The 24,585-nt window shown below is 43.2% G+C and carries 21 protein-coding genes and 1 pseudogene; 7 read left to right on the top strand and 15 right to left on the bottom strand.

All coding sequences use genetic code 11. The features are described from left to right. Positions 1–66 precede the first annotated feature (66 nt). The 3 genes from dhaS to KXD37_RS05840 all read left to right on the top strand — a co-directional run bounded on the left by dhaS (position 67) and on the right by KXD37_RS05840 (position 4,387). On the top strand, positions 67–1,554 hold the full coding sequence (dhaS, locus tag KXD37_RS05850) for an aldehyde dehydrogenase DhaS (protein ID WP_255002755.1): 1,488 nt from the start codon (positions 67–69) through the stop codon (positions 1,552–1,554). A gap of 99 nt (positions 1,555–1,653) precedes the next feature. Next, entirely contained in the window at positions 1,654–3,552 is a 1,899-nt protein-coding gene (locus tag KXD37_RS05845) for a prenyltransferase/squalene oxidase repeat-containing protein (RefSeq protein WP_255002756.1), read from the top strand. Next, the gene (locus KXD37_RS05840) at positions 3,542–4,387 is read left to right on the top strand and encodes a superoxide dismutase (protein WP_105955027.1); all 846 of its coding nucleotides are present in this window, start codon (positions 3,542–3,544) and stop codon (positions 4,385–4,387) included. The genes KXD37_RS05845 and KXD37_RS05840 overlap by 11 nt, the downstream gene beginning before the upstream one ends. Positions 4,388–4,418: 31 nt before the next feature. On the opposite strand, the gene KXD37_RS05835 is transcribed toward KXD37_RS05840, so the two are convergent. Continuing rightward, positions 4,419–5,756 carry a sodium-dependent transporter gene (locus KXD37_RS05835; RefSeq protein ID WP_095713102.1) on the bottom strand — a complete coding sequence of 446 codons (1,338 nt, stop codon included), beginning with the start codon at positions 5,754–5,756 and terminating at the stop codon, positions 4,419–4,421. Positions 5,757–5,996: 240 nt separating this feature from the next. Here KXD37_RS05835 and KXD37_RS05830 point away from each other — a divergent pair, with 240 nt between their 5' ends. Continuing rightward, positions 5,997–6,962 carry a bile acid:sodium symporter family transporter gene (locus KXD37_RS05830; RefSeq protein ID WP_101860559.1) on the top strand — a complete coding sequence of 322 codons (966 nt, stop codon included), beginning with the start codon at positions 5,997–5,999 and terminating at the stop codon, positions 6,960–6,962. Positions 6,963–7,019: 57 nt separating this feature from the next. Here the strand turns inward: KXD37_RS05830 and odhB are convergent, their stop codons facing one another. From odhB to cdaS, 8 genes are all read right to left on the bottom strand, one after another. Beyond that, positions 7,020–8,273, bottom strand: a complete 1,254-nt coding sequence (odhB, locus tag KXD37_RS05825) for a 2-oxoglutarate dehydrogenase complex dihydrolipoyllysine-residue succinyltransferase (protein ID WP_059293272.1) — start codon at positions 8,271–8,273, stop codon at positions 7,020–7,022. A 15-nt stretch (positions 8,274–8,288) separates the two neighbouring features. Beyond that, positions 8,289–11,123, bottom strand: coding sequence for a 2-oxoglutarate dehydrogenase E1 component (gene sucA, locus KXD37_RS05820; RefSeq protein WP_106021282.1), 2,835 nt, complete (start codon positions 11,121–11,123; stop codon positions 8,289–8,291). Positions 11,124–11,351: 228 nt separating this feature from the next. Further along, entirely contained in the window at positions 11,352–13,268 is a 1,917-nt protein-coding gene (locus KXD37_RS05815) for a vWA domain-containing protein (RefSeq protein ID WP_106021284.1), read from the bottom strand. 10 nt (positions 13,269–13,278) lie between these two features. Next, positions 13,279–14,169 (bottom strand): AAA family ATPase, encoded by an 891-nt coding sequence (locus tag KXD37_RS05810; RefSeq protein ID WP_010334584.1) that lies wholly within the window; start codon positions 14,167–14,169, stop codon positions 13,279–13,281. Between the two features lie 87 nt (positions 14,170–14,256). Beyond that, positions 14,257–14,847, bottom strand: a complete 591-nt coding sequence (locus KXD37_RS05805; RefSeq protein ID WP_151175088.1) for a superoxide dismutase family protein — start codon at positions 14,845–14,847, stop codon at positions 14,257–14,259. Positions 14,848–14,991: 144 nt separating this feature from the next. Beyond that, positions 14,992–16,236 carry a LysM peptidoglycan-binding domain-containing protein gene (locus KXD37_RS05800; protein WP_254517532.1) on the bottom strand — a complete coding sequence of 415 codons (1,245 nt, stop codon included), beginning with the start codon at positions 16,234–16,236 and terminating at the stop codon, positions 14,992–14,994. A gap of 396 nt (positions 16,237–16,632) precedes the next feature. After that, the gene (locus KXD37_RS05795) at positions 16,633–17,850 is read right to left on the bottom strand and encodes a macrolide family glycosyltransferase (RefSeq protein ID WP_188323056.1); all 1,218 of its coding nucleotides are present in this window, start codon (positions 17,848–17,850) and stop codon (positions 16,633–16,635) included. Positions 17,851–18,093: 243 nt separating this feature from the next. Continuing rightward, on the bottom strand, positions 18,094–18,708 hold the full coding sequence (cdaS, locus tag KXD37_RS05790) for a sporulation-specific diadenylate cyclase CdaS (RefSeq protein ID WP_103671810.1): 615 nt from the start codon (positions 18,706–18,708) through the stop codon (positions 18,094–18,096). Positions 18,709–18,983: 275 nt separating this feature from the next. Here cdaS and KXD37_RS05785 point away from each other — a divergent pair, with 275 nt between their 5' ends. Both KXD37_RS05785 and KXD37_RS05780 read left to right on the top strand, forming a co-directional pair. After that, positions 18,984–20,342, top strand: a complete 1,359-nt coding sequence (locus KXD37_RS05785; protein ID WP_095713110.1) for an MATE family efflux transporter — start codon at positions 18,984–18,986, stop codon at positions 20,340–20,342. 15 nt (positions 20,343–20,357) lie between these two features. After that, positions 20,358–21,206, top strand: a complete 849-nt coding sequence (locus KXD37_RS05780; RefSeq protein ID WP_095713111.1) for an STAS domain-containing protein — start codon at positions 20,358–20,360, stop codon at positions 21,204–21,206. Between the two features lie 28 nt (positions 21,207–21,234). Here the strand turns inward: KXD37_RS05780 and bshB2 are convergent, their stop codons facing one another. The 4 genes from bshB2 to rarD form a co-directional block, all read right to left on the bottom strand. Next, a complete protein-coding gene (gene bshB2 / locus KXD37_RS05775; protein ID WP_024121739.1) occupies positions 21,235–21,900 on the bottom strand; it encodes a bacillithiol biosynthesis deacetylase BshB2 in 666 nt (221 codons plus the stop codon). A 19-nt stretch (positions 21,901–21,919) separates the two neighbouring features. Beyond that, on the bottom strand, positions 21,920–22,270 hold the full coding sequence (locus tag KXD37_RS05770) for a YojF family protein (protein WP_010334594.1): 351 nt from the start codon (positions 22,268–22,270) through the stop codon (positions 21,920–21,922). Beyond that, positions 22,267–22,545 (bottom strand): hypothetical protein, encoded by a 279-nt coding sequence (locus KXD37_RS05765; protein WP_106021292.1) that lies wholly within the window; start codon positions 22,543–22,545, stop codon positions 22,267–22,269. Before KXD37_RS05765 ends, KXD37_RS05770 begins: the two co-directional genes overlap by 4 nt. A 74-nt stretch (positions 22,546–22,619) precedes the next feature. Next, positions 22,620–23,516 (bottom strand): EamA family transporter RarD, encoded by an 897-nt coding sequence (gene rarD / locus KXD37_RS05760; RefSeq protein ID WP_024121741.1) that lies wholly within the window; start codon positions 23,514–23,516, stop codon positions 22,620–22,622. 98 nt (positions 23,517–23,614) lie between these two features. On the opposite strand from rarD, the gene KXD37_RS05755 reads away from it, so the two are divergent. Continuing rightward, positions 23,615–24,070, top strand: a complete 456-nt coding sequence (locus KXD37_RS05755) for an Hsp20/alpha crystallin family protein (RefSeq protein WP_024121742.1) — start codon at positions 23,615–23,617, stop codon at positions 24,068–24,070. A gap of 32 nt (positions 24,071–24,102) precedes the next feature. Here the strand turns inward: KXD37_RS05755 and KXD37_RS05750 are convergent, their stop codons facing one another. Together KXD37_RS05750 and KXD37_RS05745 are read right to left on the bottom strand one after the other, a co-directional pair. Further along, entirely contained in the window at positions 24,103–24,336 is a 234-nt protein-coding gene (locus KXD37_RS05750; protein ID WP_044155524.1) for a hypothetical protein, read from the bottom strand. A 100-nt stretch (positions 24,337–24,436) separates the two neighbouring features. Next, positions 24,437–24,537, bottom strand: a pseudogene (locus KXD37_RS05745) (transporter); the annotation flags it as partial. Between the last annotated feature and the right edge of the window lie 48 nt (positions 24,538–24,585).

Below are 24,585 nucleotides of genomic sequence, written 5' to 3'. Positions count from 1 at the left end.
GCAATATCCATACTATCACCAAGAATCTCAGAACAGACCATAAAAATGACTGGAGGTTTGTTACGAATGAGTTCTTTAACGATGCAAGTGAGTAAAAGGCTGGAGACATTTTTACAGGGAACAAAGAAGCTTTATATTGATGGAAAGTTTGTTCCGAGTGCCTCAGGGGCAACCTTTGACACGCCCAACCCGGCGACAGGCGAAACCTTAATGACGCTGTATGAAGCCCAGGCAGAGGATGTGGACAAAGCCGTTAAAGCTGCCCGCAAAGCCTTTGATCAAGGCGAGTGGAGAACAATGTCTCCAGCATCGAGAAGCAGACTGATGTATAAGCTGGCAGATTTAATGGAAGAGCATAAAACTGAGCTTGCCCAGCTTGAAACCCTTGATAACGGAAAACCAATAAACGAAACAACAAATGGAGATATTCCGCTGGCTATTGAGCATATGCGCTATTACGCAGGCTGGTGTACAAAAATAACAGGGCAGACAATCCCTGTTTCCGGCTCCTATTTTAATTACACACGCCATGAGCCTGTCGGCGTCGTCGGGCAAATCATCCCATGGAATTTCCCGCTTCTTATGGCGATGTGGAAAATGGGTGCGGCTCTTGCAACCGGCTGTACCATTGTGCTTAAGCCTGCTGAGCAAACCTCGCTTTCAGCTCTTTATTTGGCTGAGTTAATTGATAAAGCAGGTTTCCCCGACGGTGTCATCAATATCATTCCGGGATTCGGTGAGGATGCGGGAGAAGCACTTACCAACCATGAAGCGGTTGATAAAATTGCCTTTACCGGATCAACAGAAATCGGAAAGAAAATCATGGGCACAGCGGCAAAAAGCATTAAGCGGGTCACCCTGGAACTGGGCGGAAAATCACCTAATATCCTGCTCCCGGATGCGAATTTGAAAAAAGCCATTCCAGGCGCTTTAAACGGTGTCATGTTTAACCAAGGCCAAGTCTGCTGTGCGGGCTCACGCGTCTTTATTCATAAAGACCAGTATGATGAAGTTGTCAATGAGATGGTGTCTTATGCTGAATCACTCCGCCAAGGAGCCGGACTTCATAAAGATACCCAAATCGGCCCGCTCGTGAGCAAGGAGCAGCATGAACGCGTTCTTTCTTATATTCAAAAAGGGAAAGATGAAGGAGCTAAAGCTGTCACTGGCGGAAGCTGCCCTTATGAAGAAGGATACTTTGTCGCGCCGACTGTGTTTGCGAATGTGGAAGACGATATGACCATCGCTAAAGAAGAAATTTTCGGACCAGTCCTGACGGCCATACCATATGAAACAGTGGACGAAGTCATTGAACGAGCTAACCATTCTGAATACGGACTTGCTGCCGGACTATGGACCGAGAATGTAAAACAAGCCCATTATATCGCAGATCGTCTTCAAGCCGGGACTATCTGGGTAAACTGCTATAATGTGTTTGACGCAGCTTCCCCATTCGGCGGTTATAAACAATCCGGACTCGGAAGAGAAATGGGCTCCTATGCTCTAGATAACTACACAGAAGTCAAGAGTGTATGGATTAATCTTGAGGACTAAACGGTTTTTCAAAAAAACTGCTGCCAGCCAGCAGTTTTTTTCTTTCAGTAATGGCGGCAAAAGCAGGTGAATATATATCTTCTGAAGGAGTTGAGCGGGATGAGCACACTTCAGGAGAAGGTGAGGCGCTATCAGCAAAACACCATTTCAGAGCTGAAAGATAGGCAAAATGATGACGGTTCTTGGACATTTTGCTTTGAAGGGCCAATCATGACGAATTCTTTTTTTATTCAGCTCCTCACCTCACTTGATGAAGGTGAAAATGAAAAAGAACTCATTTCGGCGCTTGCAGCCGGCATTCGCGAAAATCAGCAGCCAGACGGAACGTTTAACAATTTTCCTGACGAAACAGACGGCAATATAATAGCTACCGTCCAAGGATATGTCGGAATGCTGGCTTCAGGATGCTGCCATCGAACTGATCCGCACATGAAAAAAGCTGAACAATTCATTGCATCACATGGCGGCTTGAGAAATATTCATTTTATGACAAAATGGATGCTTGCAGCAAATGGCCTTTACCCTTGGCCCGCTTTATATTTGCCATTGTCGCTTTTAGCAATTCCCCCAACATTCCCGGTTCATTTTTATCAGTTCAGCACATATGCCCGTATACACTTTGCTCCAATGGCCGTAACACTCAATCAGCGATTCACACTAAAAAACCGCAAAATTCAATCTCTCCGCCACCTCGACCCGCACATGACAAAAAATCCTTTGACTTGGCTCCGTTCCGATGCTTTCGAGGAGCGAGACCTCTCTTCTGTTCTGACTCATTGGAAGCGCATTTTTCGTGCACCCTTTGCTCTTCAGGAGCTGGGCTTACACACAGCTAAAACGTATATGCTTGACCGGATTGAAGAAGACGGCACACTGTACAGTTATGCAAGCGCCACAATATTTATGGTATACAGCCTTCTGTCACTTGGTGTGTCACGCCATTCACCGGTCATCCGAAGGGCAATAAATGGCATCAAAGCATTGGTGACTGAATGCGGCGGCATTCCTTACTTAGAAAATTCCACATCCACTGTTTGGGATACTGCATTAATCACCTATGCGCTCCAGCAAAACGGCGTTGCCGAAACAGACGGTCCAATTACAAAAGCCGCTTCTTTTTTACAAAAGCGGCAGCATACGAAGATAGCAGATTGGTCTGTCAAAAATCCAAATGTATCTCCAGGCGGCTGGGGATTTTCAAATATTAACACGAATAATCCTGATTGTGACGACACCGCAGCCGTCTTAAAAGCAATTCCCCGCAACTTCTCTCCTTCTTCTTGGGAGCGAGGTGTGGCTTGGCTTTTATCGATGCAGAACAATGATGGAGGGTTTTCCGCCTTTGAAAAAAATGTGAACCACCCTCTTATCCGCCACCTCCCGCTTGAATCCGCCGAGGATGCGGCTGTTGATCCCTCAACCGCCGACCTTACCGGGCGTGTGCTGCACTTTTTAGGTGAAAAAGCTGGCTTTTCAGTTAAACATCACCACATTCAGCGTGCTGTGAACTGGCTTTTTGAAAACCAGGAACGTAATGGATCTTGGTACGGACGATGGGGTGTTTGCTACATTTATGGCACATGGGCTGCCTTGACCGGTATGCACGCCTGCGGAGTTGTTCGAACACATCCTTCGATACAAAAGGCAATCCGGTGGCTCAAAACCGTACAAAATGATGACGGCAGCTGGGGTGAATCCTGCAAAAGCGCTGAGGTCAAAACCTATGTGCCGCTTAAAGAAGGAACCATTATACAAACTGCCTGGGCTTTAGATGCTTTATTGCAATATGAAAAACCCAGTCATCCAGCAATTGTAAAAGGAATGAACTACCTCATGGACAGCAGTTCTCATGACGGTAGAAGCTTGACTTATCCAGTGGGAATCGGGCTGCCAAAGCAATTTTATATTCGGTACCATAGTTATCCTTATGTGTTCCCTTTGCTGGCTGTCAGCAAGTATTTGAATTCTATTGAAAAGGAGACAGCAAATGAAACGTGAATCTTATCAAACCGAGATGTTCAATTGGTGTGAAGCCTTAAAAGATCAGATTCAAAAACGAGGACAGCTTGATCAATTTGAGGATCAAATCGAAAAGATGATTGAAGCGCTGGAGGATGACCAGACGACAGAAGAAGAGTGGTATCAGCAGGCCGCCACACTCTATCGTGATATTACACAATCAGAAGAAACAGGTGAAAGACGTGCCTTCGTTCCTATAGGAAAACATGTTCTCCCAAAGCTTCCGTACAAGTACTCCGCTTTAGAACCTTATATTTCGCGTGATATTATGGTGCTTCATCATACAAAGCATCATCAAAGCTATGTTGACGGACTGAATAAAGCAGAATTGGAGCTTAAGAATGCCAGAGCTTCAAAGAACTATGACTTGATCACTCATTGGGAAAGAGAGCTGGCATTTCATGGAGCTGGCCATTATTTGCACAGTATTTTTTGGTTTTCTATGCATCCAAACGGAAAAAGACGTCCTACTGGAGCATTGTTTCAAATGATCGATCTTTCATTTGGAAGCTATTCGGCCTTTAAGGAGCATTTTACCCAAGCTGCAAAAAAAGTGGAGGGTGTCGGGTGGGCCATTCTTGTCTGGTCCCCTCGTTCCGGACGGCTTGAGATTTTAGCCGCAGAGAAGCACCAGCACTTCAGCCAGTGGGATGTTATCCCTCTTTTGCCGCTTGATGTATGGGAACATGCTTACTATTTGCAATATAAAAATGACCGCGGGAGCTATGTTGATCATTGGTGGAACGTAGTCGATTGGCGTGAAGCCGAAAAACGTTTTGAACAGGCAAAAGAAGTTGTATGGAAACTCTATTAAAAAAGCCCCCTTTTCCAGGGGGCTTCATTTTTTAAAAAACACCTAATACATGTAAAAATACAATAATGATTGCAACAGGTGAAAGATAACGTATCAGCAGAAGCCAAACCGCAAACCACTTTCGCTTGAGATTTGAGCCGCTTTTCAGCTCGTTAAACAAATCCTCTTTCGGTATTTTTAACGGTACAAAGATAGAAATCAATAACGCTCCTAACGGCATTAAAATATTGCTGACCAGAAAATCAGCTGCGTCAAAAATAGACATGTGAAAAATGGTAACATCACTTAAAACCCCGTATGATAACGCAGACGGTACGCCGACCAGAAAGATAGCAATCCCGCCGATCCAGGCAAATCGTTTTCTTTTACTAACATCGCCTTTAGAAAGCACAGCGACCAAAATTTCAAGCATTGAAAACGCAGAGGTCAGTGCCGCAAATAAAAATAGAATTAAAAATGCTAATAAAAAGACAATTCCGAACGGCATTTGATTAAACACAGTCGGCAGCACATTAAATAACAGAACAGGACCTTGATCCGGTTTGAGACCGAATGAAAAAACAGCTGGAAAGATCGCGATGCCCGCCATAATGGCGACAAGGACATTCAAAACCGTAACAGATACAGCAGACTGCACCAGATTTTCTTGTTTCTCTAGATAAGCACTATACGTTACCATTACAGATACACCGACACTTAATAAGAAGAAGGACTGGCCCATCGCATATAATATCGTATTGGCGTCAATCGCAGAGATATCAGGTGTCAGGAAAAACTTAATACCTTCTATCGCTCCATGAAGTGTAACTGAACGCACCATTAAAATGATAAATAATATAAAAAGCGCCGGCATTAAAATTTGGCTTGCTTTTTCAATTCCGCTGCTTACACCTTTTGCGACAACCAAAATTGTGACCAGCATAAACAGCAGCTGGCCTCCTACAGCCAAATAAGGATTTGAAATAGTATTCGCAAACAGCGTATCAAATCCTGACGTATGCGATAAACCGCCGGTAAAGCCTTTAAAAATGTAATTTAAAATCCATCCGCCGACTACGCTGTAGAATGATAACAGAATAAAGCACGTCGCCATGCCCAAATAGCCTATCCAATGCCACTTAGACCCTGGAGCAAGAGATTTATAGGATTGGACGGCATCTTGCTGTGTTTTTCTGCCTATGATGAATTCACCAAGCAATAATGGCAGTCCGATTAAAATTGTAAATAAAATAAAAATAAATAAAAACGCGCCTCCTCCGCTGGTGCCTGCTACATATGGGAATTTCCATATTGCACCGAGACCGATAGCCGATCCAGCCGCAGCTAAAATAAAGCCCAGCTTCGAAGACCATTGATTAGCTTCCTTCACCCTATCACTCCTATTTTCCAAAACAGTTTAAAGGTTCATTGTAAGAATATCTACCTATATAGTCAAGAATATTTTGATTAGTTTACATAATATATTTATCATCTATCTCCATGAATATATCAGATCACAGTCAATCTATCAATATTGAATTATTCAGAAAATTAATTATAATAGGGGAATACCAAAAAATCTGTAAGGATTTCTGCTGGAGTTCTTGATCAGTGTATGAGGAGTGTTTTTATGGAAAACATCAGAAAGATAAGTCATTTCGCGGGACAAACCTTCGGAATCTGGGTCATTGTTTTTGCCGTGCTCGGATTTTCTTTCCCGTCATTATTTTCTTGGATCAGTTCTTATATTACGATTTTTCTTGGCATTATTATGTTTGGAATGGGGCTAACACTGCAAACCGATGATTTTAAAGAGCTGATCAGAAAACCTTTGTACGTCATTATCGGAGTGATTGCCCAATATACGATTATGCCGCTTGTTGCTTTCGGCTTAGCATATGGCCTGCATCTCCCCTCGGAAATCGCGGTAGGCGTTATTCTCGTTGGCTGCTGTCCCGGTGGAACTGCCTCTAATGTTATGACATTTTTAGCAAAAGGCAATACGGCCCTGTCTGTTGCTGTCACAACGATTTCCACCTTGTTGGCACCGGTTTTGACGCCGGTTTTGATTATGCTGTTTGCCAAGGAATGGCTGCCTGTCTCACCTGGCTCGTTATTTATTTCGATTTTGCAGGCTGTATTGATTCCAATCATTGCAGGCCTAGTCGTCAAAATATTTTTCAAAAAACAGGTCGCAAAAGCCGTTCATGCCCTGCCGCTTGTTTCAGTCATCGGTATCGTTGCCATTGTGTCAGCTGTTGTAAGCGGCAACCGGGAAAACCTGCTTCAATCAGGTTTGCTTATTTTTTCAGTAGTTATCCTGCACAACGGGTTTGGATATTTACTGGGATTTCTATGTGCAAAGCTGTTAAAAATGGATTATGCGTCTCAAAAAGCAATTGCAATTGAAGTCGGCATGCAAAACTCAGGGCTTGGCGCAGCACTTGCCACGGCACATTTTTCACCGCTATCTGCCGTTCCGAGCGCGATTTTCAGTGTATGGCACAACCTTTCGGGCTCCCTGCTCGCTACATATTGGTCTAAAAAAGGTAAGAATCCAAAAGAAGATTCAAACAGCACAGAACTGACTCTTTAACATTCTATTGTATATAAAAAGGTACATCACGTTTATCCGTGATGTACCTTTTTTGTTTTATCCCTCTAACAAAAGCTGTTCAGGATCTTCTAGTAAGTTTTTAATTGTGACAAGGAATCCAACTGCTTCTTTACCATCTACGATCCGGTGATCATAAGATAATGCAATGTACATCATCGGACGGTTTTCGAAACGTTCTTCATCAATTGCGACAGGGCGCAGCTGAATCTTATGCATACCCAGGATACCAACTTGAGGGCTGTTTAAAATCGGTGTCGACATGAGTGAACCGAAAGTCCCTCCGTTTGTAATTGTAAATGAGCCTCCTTGCAGCTCACCAAGGGTCAATTTATTGCTTCTCGCTTTTTTCGCAAGCTCGCCGATTTCTTTTTCAATGCCTGCAAATGTCAGGCGGTCTGCATCACGTACAACTGGAACGACAAGTCCTTCCTCAGCTGCGACAGCGATTCCGATATCATAGAATTTTTTAACAATCAGCTCATCGCCTTGAATTTCTGCATTCAAGAGCGGATATTTTTTCAAAGCCGCTACAACAGCTTTTGTAAAGAAAGACATAAAGCCGAGCTTCACTTCATTTTGCTCAAAGAATTGGTCTTTGCGGCGTTTTCTAAGATTCATAACAGCCGTCATGTCAACTTCATTAAATGTAGTCAGCATCGCAGATGTTTGCTGTACTTCGACTAGACGTTTTGCGATTGTCTGTCTGCGGCGTGACATTTTTTGCACTTCAACAGGCTTTTCAAAGCTTTGCTGTGTTTTTTGAGCCTGCGGCTGCTGTTTTTGCTGAGGAGCTGGTTTCGCAGCCGGTTTTTCATACGCCTCAACATCCTGTTTGCGCACTCTTCCAAGCGGGTCGCCAGTCGGAACCTGAGACAGGTCAATCCCTTTCTCTCTCGCCAGCTTACGTGCAGAAGGAGATGCGATTGTTCTTGATTTTGCTTCAGTTTGCGCTTCCTGGCTCACTTCTTGCGCCGCTGGTTCAGCTTGCTTTTCTTCTTTTTCACTTTCTTTGCTTTCAGCCTTCTCTGAAGGAGCAGGGGCAGAACTTTCACCCGCGCCTTCTGTAATGGTACCGATAATTTCTCCAACTTGGACGGTATCACCCGAATCTTTCAATACCTCTTGAAGAACACCCGATTCTTCTGCTGTCAATTCAACATTTACTTTATCCGTTTCAAGTTCAAGCAGATATTCACCCTGTTCTACATAATCACCGGGCTGCTTTAACCATTGGGCTATTGTTCCTTCTGAGATTGATTCTGCTAATTCAGGTACCTTAATTTCCGCCATTTTTTCATTTCCCCCTTAGTTTTTGCGAGTCAAGCTATCAGATACAATACGTTCCTGTTCTTTTTTATGAACTGTCGGATCTCCCTCTGCAGGACTGGATCGTCTTCTTCGTCCAATATATTGAACGCTTACTCCTTCTGGTGCAAGTTCTGTCAAATAAGGGCTGATGTAGCTCCAAGCCCCCATGTTCTGCGGCTCTTCCTGAACCCAAACGATTTCTTTTAGGTTCGGAAGCTTTGCAAATAATTCTTTGACTCCTTTTGCAGGGAATGGATACAGCTGTTCAATTCTCGCAATGTGAAGCCACTCTTTCCCGTCTTCTAACTTGTTGAAATGATCGCTGATGTCTATAGATACTTTACCGCTGGATAATACGAGCCGCGTTACTTTTTCATACTCATGAGAAAGTCCTGACTGTTCGTAAACAGGCTGGAAGCGGCTTTCACTGAGCTCCTGCACTTCAGAAACGGTATTCGGATTGCGCAGAAGGCTCTTCGGCGTCATGATGACGAGCGGACGAATTTCCTCACGCAGCAGCATTTTAGCCTGTCTTCTTAATATATGAAAATATTGAGCGGCGCTTGTCAGGTTGGCAACCGTCCAGTTATTCTCAGCAGCTAGCTGCAGGAACCGCTCGATTCTACCGCTTGAATGCTCAGGGCCCTGTCCCTCATAACCGTGCGGCAGCAGCATCACTAATCCAGATTTTTGGCCCCATTTTGCTCGTCCGGCAGAAATAAATTGGTCAAAGTACACTTGAGCAGCATTGGCAAAATCCCCATACTGCGCTTCCCAAAGGACAAGTGTTTCAGGTGAATACACGTTATAGCCGTATTCAAAACCGAGTACAGATCCTTCAGACAGCGGGCTGTTATGAACCGCAAATGATGTGTCACAATCTGACAAATGGTGCAGCGGCACAAATTCCTTGCCTGTCTCACTGTCGTGAAGCACAAGGTTTCTTTGAGCAAACGTTCCGCGCTCAGAATCCTGTCCTGTTAATCGAATCGGTGTTCCGTCTTTCAGAATGGAAGCAAACGCGAGAGATTCAGCCAATGACCATTCCACTTTTCTGTCATCATCAAACGCCTTGGCCCGTCTTTCCAAAATGCGTTTTAGCTTACCGAATACATTAAACGACTCCGGCCAATTGACCAGTTCGCCATTCAGCTTGCGGAGCACATCAAAATCAATAGATGTATCTACATCCGGAAAGCCATTTGAAACAGGTTCCGGAAGTTCTATTTCACTGGCGATATGTTCCTTTTTAGCCGGCACTTTTTGATAAGCGTCTTCTATGCGTTTCGTTACCGACTTTTCAATGTTTTGAACAACTTCCTCGGTAAGCACCCCTTCTTTAACGAGCTTTTCCGCGAAAATATGTTTGACAGTCGGATGCTTTCTTACAGCGTCATACAGCATCGGCTGAGTAGTTGACGGCTCATCCATTTCGTTGTGTCCGTAGCGTCTGTACCCGATCAAGTCAATCAGAAAGTCCTTGTTGAATGTTTTTCGGTATTCTACCGCAAACTTAACAGCTGAAAGACAGGCTTCAGGATCGTCCGCATTTACGTGAACAATCGGAATTTCATAGCCCTTCGCCAGGTCACTGGCATAGTTTGTTGATCTTGATTCAGCGCTTTCTGTTGTGAATCCGATCATGTTATTGGCGATAATATGAATCGCACCGCCGACTTGATACCCTTTTAAAGAGCTTAAATTCAATGTTTCAGCTACAATTCCTTCCCCCGGGAACGCAGCGTCTCCATGAATTAAAATCGCAAGTGATTTTGTTTCATCCTGAACCGGATATCCGCTATGTGTTCTTGTTTCCTGCGCCGCTCTTGTGCTGCCTTCAACAATCGGATTGATAAATTCCAAGTGGCTCGGGTTATTCGCCAGCGTAATGCGCGCTGACTTCGTTTCAGCGTCATGAAGCTCACGGTTCGCTCCCAGATGATATTTGACATCCCCCGTCCATCCGTAGCTGATGCCGATTGATCCTTCAGACGGCACAAGATCTTTGTTAGGCGCATGCTGGAATTCTGAGAATATGATTTCATACGGTTTGCCCAGCACATGTGCCAGCACATTCAGGCGGCCCCTGTGCGCCATGCCGATGTTGACGCTCGTTGTACCTGATTTGACAGATTGTGCAATTATGTCATCAAGCACTGGAACGAGAGCGTCCAGACCCTCAATTGAAAAACGCTTCTGCCCGACGAAGGTCCGGTGTAAAAATTGCTCGAATCCCTCTACTTCCATCAGTCTCTCCAGCACAGCTGACAGCTTTTCGGCTGAGTTCTTTTGGAACAATTCACCGGATTCAATCTTTTGAGTCAGCCACTCGCGCTCTTTAAAATCGTGTACATGATCAAATTCAAATGAGATGGTTCTTTTATACGTATTTCGCAAATATTGAATGGCTTCTAAACCGTTCGTAATGTTTGTAGGAGCGTCTTTACAAATGACCGACGCAGGTATTTCTTTTATTTCCTCTTCTGTTAGCCCGTAATCGGATAATGGAAAGAGCTCGCTCTTTTTCCCATCCTTTCTGAGCGGATTGACGGAAGCGTTCAAATGGCCATAGGTTCGTATATCTTCTGCAAGTCTGATTGCTGATGCGATCTTTTGTATCAGATCGGCTGTAACACGTCCCTTTTCTTTTGTTCCCGATGCCTCTTTTATATCGCTTGGAGGAGCTCCGAGTTCGTCGAACATTTCCTTCAGATCCGGATCAATGCTGTTCGGATCCTGGGTGTACTGATCGTAAAGCTCCAGCGCATAGCCGAGGTTCGGACCGTAAAAATCTTCCCAATTCATTCGTTGTTTCATATTATTTTGAAACATTTGAATATTACCCCCAACCTAGATAATCAAGTGATTTATTCACTATCTTAAAATAACTTTCGAACGCTGTGTCCAAAATTATGTAATAAAAACGCTTCCAACGATATTTTACCACTGTTTGCAATTTGATTCTACCTTGATTGTTCACAAAATAGTAAAAAACCTTTATAAAAAACAAAAAATTTAATCATTTAAAAAAAGAAACGCCAAAAAGCATAGAATAAAGGGTTATCCTATGCTTTTATGGAGCAGTTTTTTAAGAAGCGGATACAGTACATCCGGAAGCTGATCGACATCCGGGACAAATATACTGAACTTCCCGTACATATCCTGTATCGTTTTCATTTGTGATTCTTCAATTTCCGAGTTGGAGAGAAAAACATTTATGACTTCTATTCCTCTTTTTCGAGCTTCGATAACCGCTTCACTTGTATCGACAATTCCATTTTGCTCATAACCAAATGCGGCCGGCTCTCCGTCAGAGAACACGATTAAGAATTTTTGCGCCTCGCTCCGCTGCAGCATTTTTTTCGTCATTTGCCTGATCGCATAGCCGTCACGGTTGTCTTCCTCAGGTTCAAGCTGCATTATCGCCGGTCCCGCCGCCTGTCTTAAGGATGACTGAAATGGAATTACCGTATTAAAATAGTTCGGCTGACTCGTTTCGGTCGCATCGTTTGTATCCTCCCAGAAACCGACAATTTGATGCGGGACTGCTACCGACTTCAGGGCTTCGTGAAACAATACGATTCCCCTCTTCGTTTCATCCATTTTGTCGAACATGCTTGCTGAACAGTCGACCAGCAATGTAAAAACAGCATCAATTTCTGAAGAAGGCTCTTGTTTTTTGTAAAAAAGACGCGGATTCCGCTCCGTAAAATAACGGAGAAGCTTGTTGTTCAGACGGCCCGCGTGAAGGTCAGTCCTTGGCAGCGTTTTTTTGTGTTCAAGCGTTTTTTGAATCATCTGTTTCAAACGCTTCTGATACGATTCGATCGATTTTGCCTGCTGTTTATAAGAAAGCTCTTCATCTTGTGTTGCAGGCTGCGGTTCTTTATAAATCGCAAACGCGAATTTATTTTCCTTTCCGTCGGCAAGACCCGCACCGTTCGGCTGGTCTTTTTTGGACTCCAGCGCTTCCAGTTTGGAATAGTCTTTTCGTTTTGTCTGTCTGGCTGAACCTTGAACAGAGCCGAGGGCCTGGTCTCCATCGTCCCCTTCACGAGAAGCATCTTTTCCTAAATCGGATTTTGCGCCGTGTTCAATATCAAATTGAAGGAAGCTTTTAGACGGCGCTTCTGTTTCACGGTGCCAAGTCGGCATTTCTTCATCGTGAATATCTTCATCGCCGTCTGACTTTTTCGGAAGCGTTATGTCATCACTCAGCTTCGGCGCTTTTTTCTCTTCTTCAAATAACGGCTGCTCGGCAGCTTTTGCATAATCTAACTCAGGCAAGAAGAAGTAGGTATTTAGCATGTCTTTATCAAGCACCTCTTCAAGTCCGTCCATGATATCTTCGACAATTTTCAGAACGTGAAGTGTAGAATCAGCTTCATACACACGCAAGAGCTGCTGTTCGATAAACGGACGCATCAGATCAATATCATCACGCATAGACGGGATGGCTTCCAGTGGCGATTCCGCCGTCAGCTTGACATACATGGCGCAAAAGAGCGCATCCGTAAAAATGCTTCGTTCTAAATTTAAAGTCAGCTGCGTGGAGAAATGTTTTCTGTACATGTCTTTTCGTTTTGCAAATACATGCTTTGTACCAGGACGCTCGTGTTTGATACATTCTTCAATTCTGATGTCCTCAAGCAGCATAAACAGCTGTTTGGCAAAGCTTTTGTACGTAAGATTGTGCTGGATATAATCCAAAAGGCTCGCAAACTCTTGCAGCGAGCTGTATTTTGTTCCGACTGATCGAAGGTAGACATCGCTTTTGAGACCTGCTTCCATATCTTCAGCTGCTCTGTCCTTCCAAAAGTGGCTCATGTAGATTTTTTTTTCAAATGGGTTGTAGTAGGACTGAACGCCATACTCCACTTCCACTGCCTCACTTTTGGTGAGCGTTTTGGCCAAATCGGTCAGCATCATAAATAAAAACGAGTCAATTGTGCTGTCATTAAATTTGATAAATTTCATCGCACATCCCTCATTCAAACAGAGTTTCTGCGATATTTCGGACCGCCGCCTTTTCACGGTCATCGTCAAGCTTCTCTACAATTCCGCGTTCGATGGCGCGTAGCGGCGGAATATAAGCGGCTAAATCACACGTATCAATTAAAGCTCTGATGGATGCCGCTTCTTCAGACACCTGCCCGTTATTGGCCTGAACGATCAGATCAGAAGACAGCGTGATAAACCGGTCTATCAATTTCTCATCATGAAGGGCAGACTGAGACATGAGTACTTGTTTCAGCAGCTCACCTTTAATATAAGGCACATCAATGATGACAAAACGGTTTTTAAGCGCTTCATTCAGCGGAACGGTTCCGACGTAGCCTTCATTGATGGCAGCAATGACTCCAAACCCTTCTTTTGCCCTAACGACTTCTCCTGTAAACGGATTTGTCATCATTTTTCTGTAGTCCAATACACCGTTTAAGATTGGCAGGGTTTCCGGTTTTGCCATATTAATTTCATCTATATAAAGAAAGTGGCCTTCATTCATGGCCGTTGTCACAGGTCCCGAGACAAACTCGATCGTCGCCTGGCCAGATTGATTTTCAATGGTTTTATAGCCGACCAGCGCTTCAGCATCCAAATCAACTGAGCAGTTGACACTGTGCATTGGTTTATGAAAATAGCTGGACAATGTTTCTGCCAGCTTAGTTTTACCTGAGCCTGTAGGTCCTTTTAACAGGATATTTTTCCCCATCGCTAATGCGATAATGGCATCGAATAAAATGGCTTCATCCTCCGCCTCATAGCCTGATGTCCCGATAAGCGATTGAAATTCTGGAGAAATCGGCTGGCTTTTATATGATAAAAGCTTATTTTGTATATCTTCCGGCAATGTTAAGTGCTGCAATTGAGATGTCATAGACAGGTTTCCTTTCCTATTCGTATTCCATTAACGAGTATACTAAAAAAGCCCCTGTATGCTCAATACAAAAGGGCTCCCGCTATATTACTGTTTCTCGTTATTGCCAGAAAGCGCTCCGCAGACAATTCGCGCTCCTGAATTTCCGCTCGGATTCGTCAAATAGTCGTCAGCCTGTTCATGAATAATAAACGCGCTGCCATCCTGGTCGAGAATATTCAATTTGCTTCCTTTTTGTAAAGAGGTTTCAGGCGCATTCATAATAACATCTACTTTCCCGTCTGCGCCGACCTCAAGATTCGGAAGATCTCCGGCATGATGTCCCATCGGATTATTGAAGCCGTGTTCTTTGTTCAGCGGATTAAAGGGTCCGCCCGCGGATTCAAAATCCGGCCTGACACATGATCCTTTTTCATAAATATGAAAACCGAGTGAAGCCCCAGGTGTCAGGCTGTGTGCTGAGATGTGAAAATCGAGCCCTTCGTCTTCTGACTCTTTTATTTCAATAAACCCGACTTTTTTGCCTTCTCTATTGACCAGCTGAATCTGATGGCGAAACGTTGAGGTTTCTATTACCTTTTTTTCCGGTACCCGCCGCGGATGATCGGGAGGTATTTCCTGACTGCATCCCGCAAGACCCAGTGCCGCCAGCACGATAAGGAGCAAGAAACGATTCATGCTGTCTCCCCCCTTGTTTTTTCTAACAGTCTGGTCAATCATATTCCGATATAAACTAAAAAAAGCCTTTTAAAAGGCTTTTACATTAGGGCAGCAGGACGTCCTGCCCAAACGCCCCGTCTGTCTAATGTCGATGCTCAAAGTTTAAAAATAGCTTCGTGCGCCCAGGTAGCGCTGTTTCCAATACGAATTGCTGAGATTGGAAATGCCCACACCGTCGGAGCTTGCATGAATAAAATTGCCGCCGCCCAAGTAAACCCCCATGTGAGACGGTCCGGATTTATACGTCGTAAAGAAAACAAAGTCTCCGACTGACGGCTGGCTGACTTTTTGCATCACATTCCAGTACCCTGCCGTGCTCAGCCTTGAAATAGATGATACTTTATTAATGAGGTAATAAATATAGCCGCTGCAATCGAAACCGGAAGGCGTATTTCCGCCCCAGCGATACGGAACACCGACATATTTTTTTGCCTCCGTTATCATTCTGTCAATCTTTGTTCCTATTTGAACGTTTGATCCTGGTTTGTCTTTCGGGACTGTCTTATTGGAATTATTTGATTTAGTCGTTCCTGAAATGGTGAGAACCTGTCCGATTCGCAGAACATCACTAGACAAATTGTTCTTATCACGGATACTTTGCACAGTGACGCCCAGCTGATTCGCAATCTTCCATAACGAATCACCCGATTTCACTTTGTATGTAGTTGTTTTTGAAGAATTTGAGTTTGACGGTTTTTTTGAACCGCCGCTACCGCTATTGGATGAGCTGCTTTTTTTTATTTTTAATACTTGCTTAGGGTAAAGCGTATCTGATGTTAAGCCGTTTAAGGTTTTCAATTCTGCCACCGTCATATTTAGACTGTTTGCGATTTTCCACAGAGAATCACCAAGCTTTACAGTATATGTACTTTTTGATGAGCCTGCAGAATTTGAACCGTTGCTTTTTTTCTGCCCATTCGAATCATTCGAACCATTTGAACTGCTTGTCCCTTTAATTTTCAGTTTTTGGCCGGGACGAATCAAATCACTGCTCAGGCTGTTTAAGCTTTTAAGCTCTGAAACACTCATTTTATGATTTTTGGCAATCATCCATAAGGAATCACCATATGCTACGGTGTATGTTGACGTTTTGCTTGAGTTTGATGAGGATGTTTTGCTTTTTTTGCTGCTTTCAGGAACTTTAAGGCTTTGGCCGACATAAAGCATTGACGATTTCAATTTGTTTTCGGATTTCAGTGCTGAAATACTCGTATGATACTGGCGCGAAAGTTTCCAAAGAGAGTCACCGCTTTTCACCTTTATCGTTTTTGCGTCCGCGGGTGCTGCTGCCATCGATGACCCAACAACTGCGGAAACAGCCAAGCCGGCTACGATCTTCTTTTTCATTCATTTAACCTCCTAAACTTTTTATGAGACAAACAGAAATAATTAGTATTCTGTTTCCAAAAATGGCACACATACGTTTTATCGTCACTTTTTTAGCGTTATAAACAAATTTTTATAGATCCGGCAGCAAATTCAGCTTCGTTCGACCTTAAAACTCTAGATAAACACCTAATACTTTACATAATTTGTATAGGTTTATCGAAAGTCTAAGGAACTATTTAAGCGGGGGTAAAATGATTGGTTTATGCTGATGAAAGAAGCAGATTTTCCTCCTTTCCTGTCTGTTTTTCTTTCAATTCTCTATCAAAGTGTCAAATCCCTTCTTCTGACTGCAACTCTGCCCAGCTTTCCGAAACAGTTAAAAGCCTGTCCATTTCAAATGAACAGGCTGTATTACTATGCGTTAGCTGATTGAGTATTGTGTTTAACATATTCAAGAATGCTGTCGGCAGCTTTTTCAGCACCGCCTGCTGCTTTCAGTGACTGGCCAATTGCTTTTGCTTTCTCAGCATAAACAGGATTGCTGATCACTTCTTGAATGGTTTCTTTCAGAAGGTTTTCAGACAGCTGTTCTTTTTTCAGCACTTTCCCCGCACCTACTTGCTCCACCTGTTTTCCGACAGCGAATTGATCGGCTCCCATCGGAATGACAATGAGCGGTGTTTCAAAATATAACCCTTCGCTTGTGCTGTTCATTCCGCCGTGGGTGACAAACAAACTGGCTCTTTTCAGGATTTCAAGCTGCGGCACATACGGGCGGACAATAAAATTGTGAGGAATATTGTTTAACTCACTTTGTTTAACATGTTTCCCAATGGACAGCACAACTTTTCCGTCAAAGTCTTTGCACACCTCGAGACATTGATTGAAAAACTCTTTTTGATTATTAAAAATGGTTCCCATAGAAATAAACAGCACGTTTTCATTGTCAATCTGATCGAATGGAAAGTCATTGCTTTTGGCTCTTTTTGCAATTGAAGGACCAACAAACACATAATTTTCTCCGAATTGCTCAGCCATTGGCTGAAATTCTCTTGACGTAAAGACAATCGTCAAATCTCCATCGGACGAAAAAACGTCAAACGGCTTGGTAATTCCCGCTTGAAACTCGGCATTTAAGGTTTCTGCGAGCTGCTGATAGGATTCGTAATAAGGTGAGTCTTCAAATGGTCTGCTATTGAAGGTGTCCATCATTCCCTTTAAAAAATCCTCATTCATCGCAAAGGTCGTACATAATGAAAATCTAGGCAGCTTCAGCAGATTGGCAATGATTTTACCGGCCAGGAAATGGTGATCATATATGACATAATCATATGATTCGTTTTTCACTTCATTATAAATATGGGTGGCGATGTCCTTACACCCTTTCAAAAAGGCGCATATCATTTCGGCAAAATCTCTTTCCTCATTACCAGTTGCGTTTTTTCCGAAATATTCTTCTCTAAAATCGTTATATTCACGAAATTCAATATCAAGCGCAGTGATTTTTTCTTCATATTCCTTTACTGCATAGTAAGTAATGTTTTCTCCTCGTGATTTCAGCTCCTTCATTACACCGATAGACGGATTAATATGGCCCTCTCCCGGAAAACCGACCATTAATACATTAGTCATGCGGCACACCCTTCCATTAAAATTTATGTAATATTTTATACAGTACTATAAATACAAAATCAGGTAAAGTATTTAACTTTATTAATATTAATCCAATATAACTTTTATACTAGGTTACATTTCCCGACTTTCTATTTTCAAGAAAAAAAGCATTCAGTATGACATGAATGCTTTTAAAAAAGAGTTCTATTCCAGTCATTTTGTCTCATGAGACGAAAGCTGTTCGGGTCCTTTTGTTTATTTTTATGTTCTCGGTGAGATGAGCGGATATAACACACCGTCCTTCGCAAACGACATCTTGCCTGTTTCCTCAGAAACAACCAGCACAAGCGCATCTGTATATCCAGACATCCCCAAAGCCGCCCGGTGCCTGGTTCCCAGATGAATATCCACTTCTTGTGTCGTCAGCGGGAGAACGTTTCCGGCTGAGACGAGTGTATGATCCCTCACTAATAAAGCGCCGTCATGAAGAGGGTTTCCCGGGAAAAAGATGCTTTCAATTAATGAAGCACTGATTTCTGCATGCAGCGATGTTCCTTTTTGAATAAATTCGTCAACCGGGTCTGCCCTTTCAATGACAATTAACGCGCCATGCTTATTTTCCGATAAATTTTTAATCGCCTTGGCCAGTTCCACAAATGACGGTGTAAATTGTTCAATGTATGATTGCAAATAAAAGGATGAGGCAATGCCGTGCATATTCTCAAAAATACGTCCCAAGTCATCCAATTCACAAAGGAGGCATTGATCTTTTTCGTGTAACGTTTTCAAAATAAGAGAAGCATCCCCTAATATCTGTTCTAAATGCGATTGTATCTTTGCCGTGAATACACTTTCTGTCATCTGTTCGTAATGCATGGGCCTTCATCTCCTTTTCATATTTTCAACTTTGCACGCATGCTTATCTTATTGATGTACATTCTATTGGTAAAGGAGGTATGTAAAGAATGGAAATGGAAAGAATCATTCAATATATCTGCACCTTTTTAGGCGTTATTTCGCTTTCTTTTATTTATGCCCAAATGTTTAGAAAAACGAAACCGTCAAAAAAAGAATAGGCCAGGCGTTCATTGCTTTTTATACATAAAATGTTATAATTTCTCTCGTTATGATAAAGAAACGGGGATCAATGTATGAAAGAAACCAAAAACGCCGGACAAAAGATAAAACAGCTTTTGCACATTTTAATTCCGATTTTAATCACTCAGGCGGGGCTTTCTCTCATGACCTTTTTAGATACGGTGATGTCAGGGAAAGTCAGCGCCGCCGATTTAGCCGGTGTGGCCATTGGATCAAGTCTTTGGACGCCTGTCTATACTGGACTGGCAGGTATATTAATGGCTGTCACCCCGATTGTCGCACAGCTATTAGGTGCTGATAAAACCAAACAAATTCCCTTTACTGTCTTACAGGCTGTATATGTGGCCGCGCTTCTAAGCATCGCCGTTTTAGCGGTTGGATATGGAATAGTTGATCCTGTTCTGTCCCGATTGAACCTTGAGGCTCACGTATATGACATTGCTAAGCACTTTTTAGGGTTTTTATCTTTGGGGATTTTTCCTTTATTTGTTTACACCGTTTTGAGATCGTTCATTGACTCATTAGGAAAAACACGAGTGACCATGATGATTACACTATGTTCACTGCCGATTAATTTTGTGTTAAACTACGTATTTATTTTCGGAAAATTCGGCATGCCTGCCCTTGGCGGAGTCGGCGCCGGAATTGCATCAGCGCTTACATATTGGTGCATCTGTATCATCAGTTTTATCATCATTCACAAAGCAGCGCCGTTTTCTGAATATGGCATTTTCCTTACCATGTATAAGTTCTCTTGGGAAGCGTGCAAAAATATGCTGAAAATCGGACTGCCCATCGGGTTTGCCGTGTTTTTTGAAACGAGCATCTTCGCGGCTGTCACTTTGCTGATGAGCCATTTCAATACAGTAACCATCGCGTCCCATCAGGCCGCCATGAACTTTGCGTCACTTTTATATATGCTGCCGCTCAGCGTGTCCATGGCTTTAACGATAGTTGTCGGGTTTGAGGCCGGAGCAGCTCGTTTTAAAGACGCTCGCTCTTACAGCTTTATCGGCATCATGATGGCAGTAGGCTTTTCTTTGTTAACAGCTGCCTGTATCCTTTTATTCAGAGAGCAAATCGCAGGTATGTACACCTCTGATCAGGATGTCCTCCGGCTAACGCAGCACTTTTTAATTTACGCGCTGTTTTTTCAGCTTTCCGATGCTGTGGCAGCACCTATTCAGGGCGCCCTCAGAGGATATAAAGATGTCAATTATACACTTGCAGCCGCTTTTATTTCTTATTGGGTTATCGGCCTTCCTGTCGGTTATGCGGTCGGCACGTTTACAGAACTTGGCGCGTTCGGTTATTGGATCGGGTTAATTGCAGGGCTAGCGGCAGGAGCAGTCGGGCTGTTTTTCAGGCTGGTTAAACTGCAGAAGCGTTATTTATTGAAGCAGGAATTTTAAAAGAGGTGATATGACATGGCACAAAATCAGAAATTATATGAGTATCTGTCTCAGCATGCAGAAGAAATAAGTTCTACATGGTATGAAACAATCGAGGAAACTGATCCGAATTCAATCTATGCATCAACAGACCCGGCCGTCATTAAAAATTTAAAGAGCCAGAATCTTGCTTTCAATTATAAGATCAGCCGTATCTTTATAGATGAAGAAGAGGTTTACTTGCCCATTCTAAAAGCCTGGGCATTTGAAGTCACCCAGGATCAAGAGCATTTAAAAACGCCTATCCACTATATTATCCGTGAGTTTGTCAGAGTGAGAGACTTGTATATTTCCTATGTGAAGGACTTTGTTCATATCAATCAGGATACCGTGAAAAGCGAAGAAGCCGAGGATTTGTATCACACCCTTATTAAGGCGTTTGATCTTGTGATTCATATTTTTATAGAAGAAATGTACAAAAACACAAGCCTTCAGCTTCAAGCCCAAAAGGATATGATCACTGAATTGAGCGCCCCGGTAATCGTGCTGTTCCACAGTGTGGGACTGCTTCCGTTAATCGGTGATATTGATACCGTCCGCGCTAAATTGATCATGGAAAATACATTGAATCAATGTGCGAAAAAAAAGGTGACGCAGCTTTACATTGACTTGTCCGGAGTAGCGGTAATTGATACCATGGTTGCCCACCAGCTGTTCAGTCTGATTGAGGCGCTGCGTTTGATCGGCGTTTCATCCACATTGTCGGGGATCCGCCCGGAAATTGCGCAAACCGCGGTTCAGCTCGGTTTGTCTTTTGAGGACATCTCACTGAGATCTACTCTTGCATCAGCGATTGCATCTGACTTGAAATTAAAAAAGGTATAAGGTCCCCTCAAGGGCCTTATACCTTTTTTTAATCATTCCATTGATATGTCCAATACACTTCTTCTTCAAACCATGTTGCCATAACAGGTTCATTGTTTTTCAGTTTTTCCTCAAGCTCTCGGAGCATACCTTCCGTCTGGGTGCGATGAGCTCTTAACGCGTTCATTTTAATATCTGCCACTTCTTTGATATCAAGTACGACGTCTGCTTCGCCAAGCACCTCTTCCCTATTGCGTGTAATAGCCATGCATAGTGTGCGCGGACGGTCTTCTTTCTTTTTGCGGTACAATGCCCGGATGACCGCTTCCCCGCATGCATCATGGTCAGGGTGCACGCCATGTCCCGGATAAAATGTGACAATTAAGCTTGGTTTTACATCATCTATGATTTCTTCCATGATATCAGCTAAATATTCATCGTCTTCAAACTCAAGCGTTTTATCACGAAGTCCGAGCATTCGCAGATCATTGATATCCATTTCTTTGCAGGCGTTGATAAGCTCTTGTTTTCTTAATAATGGCAAGGTTTCCCGATTGGCAAAAAATGGATCTCCCATATTTCTGCCCATTTCGCCTAACGTAGCGCAAGCATATGTAACGGGCACATCTTTTTTTCTGTTTAAAGCAATCAGACCCGCCACACCGTATGATTCGTCATCAGGGTGAGGCAGGATTACAAGCACGTGTTCTTTCATTATTTTTTCACCCTTTTCTTTAAACTGTGAACGGTTTTTCACTGATTTGAAGTGAAATAGCCAGTTTCCCGCCCGGCAAGTGTCCTGCCATTAATAAGCGGTTTTCTTCATCCACTGTGTACTCAGTCAGGCCTTCAGCATAAATCCAGCCCTCTTCTGTTTTTAAGCCGACCCGGTAAGGCCCGCTCCCTTTGATTTTAGCTTGATGATAGGTTACCTTCGCATTGCGTATATAAGCAACAACCGTCATGTTTTTTTCATTTAAATGTGCCGAGTAAGAACCGGTTGTGGTTTCTAAATGGATATATACAGGGCGGTCCGCATATCGTTCTAAAGATGCTTGCACATCTTCTTTTATGATTGCTTTCATAATTGCTCCCCTCTTTCTTCTTTTAAATACTGTACGCGTTCTGTATGTAATTTGACCAGTTGATATTTGACAGCCGGTTCCAGCTGAGAATTCACAATGCGCTGTATAGCGGCATAATATTTTTCCAGCATAGGTTTACGGAGTCTCGGATGTGTTCTCTTATCCAAGAGCTCAAGATCAATTGCCTCTGTAACCGCTTCTGCATCTTCGTTTGAGAAAGAGCGGCTGTTCCATAGCGAGACGTATGCTTTTACTATTTCTATATCATTGTCCATCGTCCTGCTCCTTTATGTCTTACATACATGAAATGATTATACATAATATATACTCAAACTGAAAAGCCAAAGGCTCAATGGCTTTTTGATGCCCGTTTCCATTTCACTTGTGAAAACGTAAACAAGACTAATGCAGCCCATATACAGGCAAAGGTAAATGCCTTCGAGCTTGAAAATGGCTCATGGTAAATGAACAGCCCGATCAGCAAGGTGATGGTCGGTGCAATATATTGTAATATACCGACTTGATACAGCGGCAGCCGCTTCGCCCCTTCAGCAAACAATAAGAGCGGCAGCGCGGTAAACACACCGGCAAAAAAGAGAAGCACCCATGCCCCGCCGCTTTCTGCACCCGCAGGCTGAATATGGCCGCTAAGCAGCAAATACCCCAATGCAATCGGCATAATCATGAATGTCTCCAGCGTTAAACCGATAGCGCTTGAAAGACTTGTTCTTTTTTTGGTAAATCCGTATAAGCCAAAGCTGAATGCAAGCAGCAGCGCGATGTACGGAATGGAGCCGTATTGAAACGCAGAAATAATAACGCCGGCTGCCGCAATAGAAACTGCAACCAATTGAAGGCGATTCAGCTTTTCCTTTAAAAACAAAATGCCGAGAAGAACTGACACAAGCGGATTGATGTAGTAGCCAAGACTTGCTTCTAGCAGAAATCCATGATTGACAGCCCATATGTATACAAACCAGTTAACCGAAATGAGAATTGAAGCGAGAAATAAAGATAGTATGCCTCCGTTCTTTTTTAAAGACCGCAGCTCATGCCACCCCGTTTTCCATTGACGCAAGAAAAAAAGCACGATACACATAAAAACAAAAGACCAAATGATACGGTGAGCTAAAATATCAAGTGCCGGGAGCTGTTCAAGAAGCTTCCAATAGAGCGGAAACAGCCCCCACATCGTAAAGGAAACGGCTGTGTAAAGAACACCTTTTTTTGTTTCTGAATGATGCATATTTTGTCCCTGCCTTTCTTTAGAGCATCTTATATTATATCACGTGAAAGATCGAGCAGGCATATACTATTTTGTCCGTGAAGAAAGGTGTGACGAAGATGTTTGAGTGGAACAAGTACTTTCCTTTCCAAAATCAATTTTCCAAGGAAGCATTAAAAAAGGCCGATCCAAAAGAGGTTGAGCATTATGTAAACAGTGTAATGGAAAGTGTGTTCGGAAGTGATTACGCGGCTCAATTTCCATTTCGCGATCCTCTCCCGACTAAAGAAAAAACAAAGCGCACCGAACCTGATATAGATATATTCGAAACAGCAGACCATGTGTTTGTAAAGGTTTCAGTAAGCGAAAGCCAGCTGGAACAGCTCAAAATTAAACATACATCACATACATTACTGATTGAACATTTCCCGGGTTTGACTCATCCTAAAAAAGTAAATCTTCCCTGTCTTGTCAAACGGAAAGGAACGAAAGCCGTATATAAAGACGGCCATCTGGAAGTCATGTTTCATAAACAGCAGGACTACAATATGTCCGAGGTAGAAATTATGCGATAAAAAACGGCCTGCTTCTGTGCAGGCCGTTTTTGCTAATAGAAACCGGGATAACCTCCGCCATACGGTCCCCCGGGGCCGTATGGCGCACCTCCGTAACCGTAAGGAACAGGCGGATACGCATAGGGACGCGGATAATTAAAAAGAGCACTCCCAAGAAAACCGCCTAATAAACCGCCGACTAAAGGAGCGCCAAACAAAAAAGGGTTTCGTTCCGGGTATCCGGCCGGACCTGGGTTCCCGCGATAATATGAGTGTTGAGGGTACATGATTATTTCCTCCTTTATGTCTGCCTATATATAAGATATTCATCCAGGAAGAAAAACGATTGGGCTATTGTTAAATTGGATTTTTACTGATAAAGCATTATTACAAAAATAATCCGGCCAATAAAACACAGCCCAGTCCTGTACCGAGAGGACCGTTGTGAGCAGCGTCCATGTTTGAAACGTTTCCTTCATGCTCACGCCGTCAGAAATAACAAAATAAAAACCCCGGCAACAGTGATAAAAATCGGC

Origin of the sequence: Bacillus sp. XT-2 (genome assembly GCF_025696525.1) — a bacterium.
Lineage (GTDB): Bacteria > Bacillota > Bacilli > Bacillales > Bacillaceae > Bacillus > Bacillus halotolerans.
The sequence above is the reverse complement of the archived record's forward strand: the minus strand, read 5'-3'. Positions and strand labels throughout refer to the sequence as shown.

Coding starts and splice junctions, on each gene's coding strand:
- rarD (WP_024121741.1), bottom strand. CDS start 23,516: ATGCATCATTCAGAAACAAAAAAAGGTGTTCTTTACACAGCCGTTTCC.
- bshB2 (WP_024121739.1), bottom strand. CDS start 21,900: ATGAAAGAACACGTGCTTGTAATCCTGCCTCACCCTGATGACGAATCA.
- KXD37_RS05810 (WP_010334584.1), bottom strand. CDS start 14,169: ATGACATCTCAATTGCAGCACTTAACATTGCCGGAAGATATACAAAAT.
- dhaS (WP_255002755.1), top strand. CDS start 67: ATGAGTTCTTTAACGATGCAAGTGAGTAAAAGGCTGGAGACATTTTTA.
- odhB (WP_059293272.1), bottom strand. CDS start 8,273: ATGGCGGAAATTAAGGTACCTGAATTAGCAGAATCAATCTCAGAAGGA.
- KXD37_RS05795 (WP_188323056.1), bottom strand. CDS start 17,850: ATGACTAATGTATTAATGGTCGGTTTTCCGGGAGAGGGCCATATTAAT.
- KXD37_RS05840 (WP_105955027.1), top strand. CDS start 3,542: ATGAAACGTGAATCTTATCAAACCGAGATGTTCAATTGGTGTGAAGCC.
- KXD37_RS05785 (WP_095713110.1), top strand. CDS start 18,984: ATGAAAGAAACCAAAAACGCCGGACAAAAGATAAAACAGCTTTTGCAC.
- KXD37_RS05815 (WP_106021284.1), bottom strand. CDS start 13,268: ATGAAATTTATCAAATTTAATGACAGCACAATTGACTCGTTTTTATTT.
- sucA (WP_106021282.1), bottom strand. CDS start 11,123: ATGTTTCAAAATAATATGAAACAACGAATGAATTGGGAAGATTTTTAC.
- KXD37_RS05830 (WP_101860559.1), top strand. CDS start 5,997: ATGGAAAACATCAGAAAGATAAGTCATTTCGCGGGACAAACCTTCGGA.
- KXD37_RS05800 (WP_254517532.1), bottom strand. CDS start 16,236: ATGAAAAAGAAGATCGTAGCCGGCTTGGCTGTTTCCGCAGTTGTTGGG.
- KXD37_RS05845 (WP_255002756.1), top strand. CDS start 1,654: ATGAGCACACTTCAGGAGAAGGTGAGGCGCTATCAGCAAAACACCATT.
- KXD37_RS05765 (WP_106021292.1), bottom strand. CDS start 22,545: ATGGACAATGATATAGAAATAGTAAAAGCATACGTCTCGCTATGGAAC.
- KXD37_RS05750 (WP_044155524.1), bottom strand. CDS start 24,336: ATGTACCCTCAACACTCATATTATCGCGGGAACCCAGGTCCGGCCGGA.
- KXD37_RS05755 (WP_024121742.1), top strand. CDS start 23,615: ATGTTTGAGTGGAACAAGTACTTTCCTTTCCAAAATCAATTTTCCAAG.
- KXD37_RS05770 (WP_010334594.1), bottom strand. CDS start 22,270: ATGAAAGCAATCATAAAAGAAGATGTGCAAGCATCTTTAGAACGATAT.
- cdaS (WP_103671810.1), bottom strand. CDS start 18,708: ATGCATTACGAACAGATGACAGAAAGTGTATTCACGGCAAAGATACAA.
- KXD37_RS05805 (WP_151175088.1), bottom strand. CDS start 14,847: ATGAATCGTTTCTTGCTCCTTATCGTGCTGGCGGCACTGGGTCTTGCG.
- KXD37_RS05780 (WP_095713111.1), top strand. CDS start 20,358: ATGGCACAAAATCAGAAATTATATGAGTATCTGTCTCAGCATGCAGAA.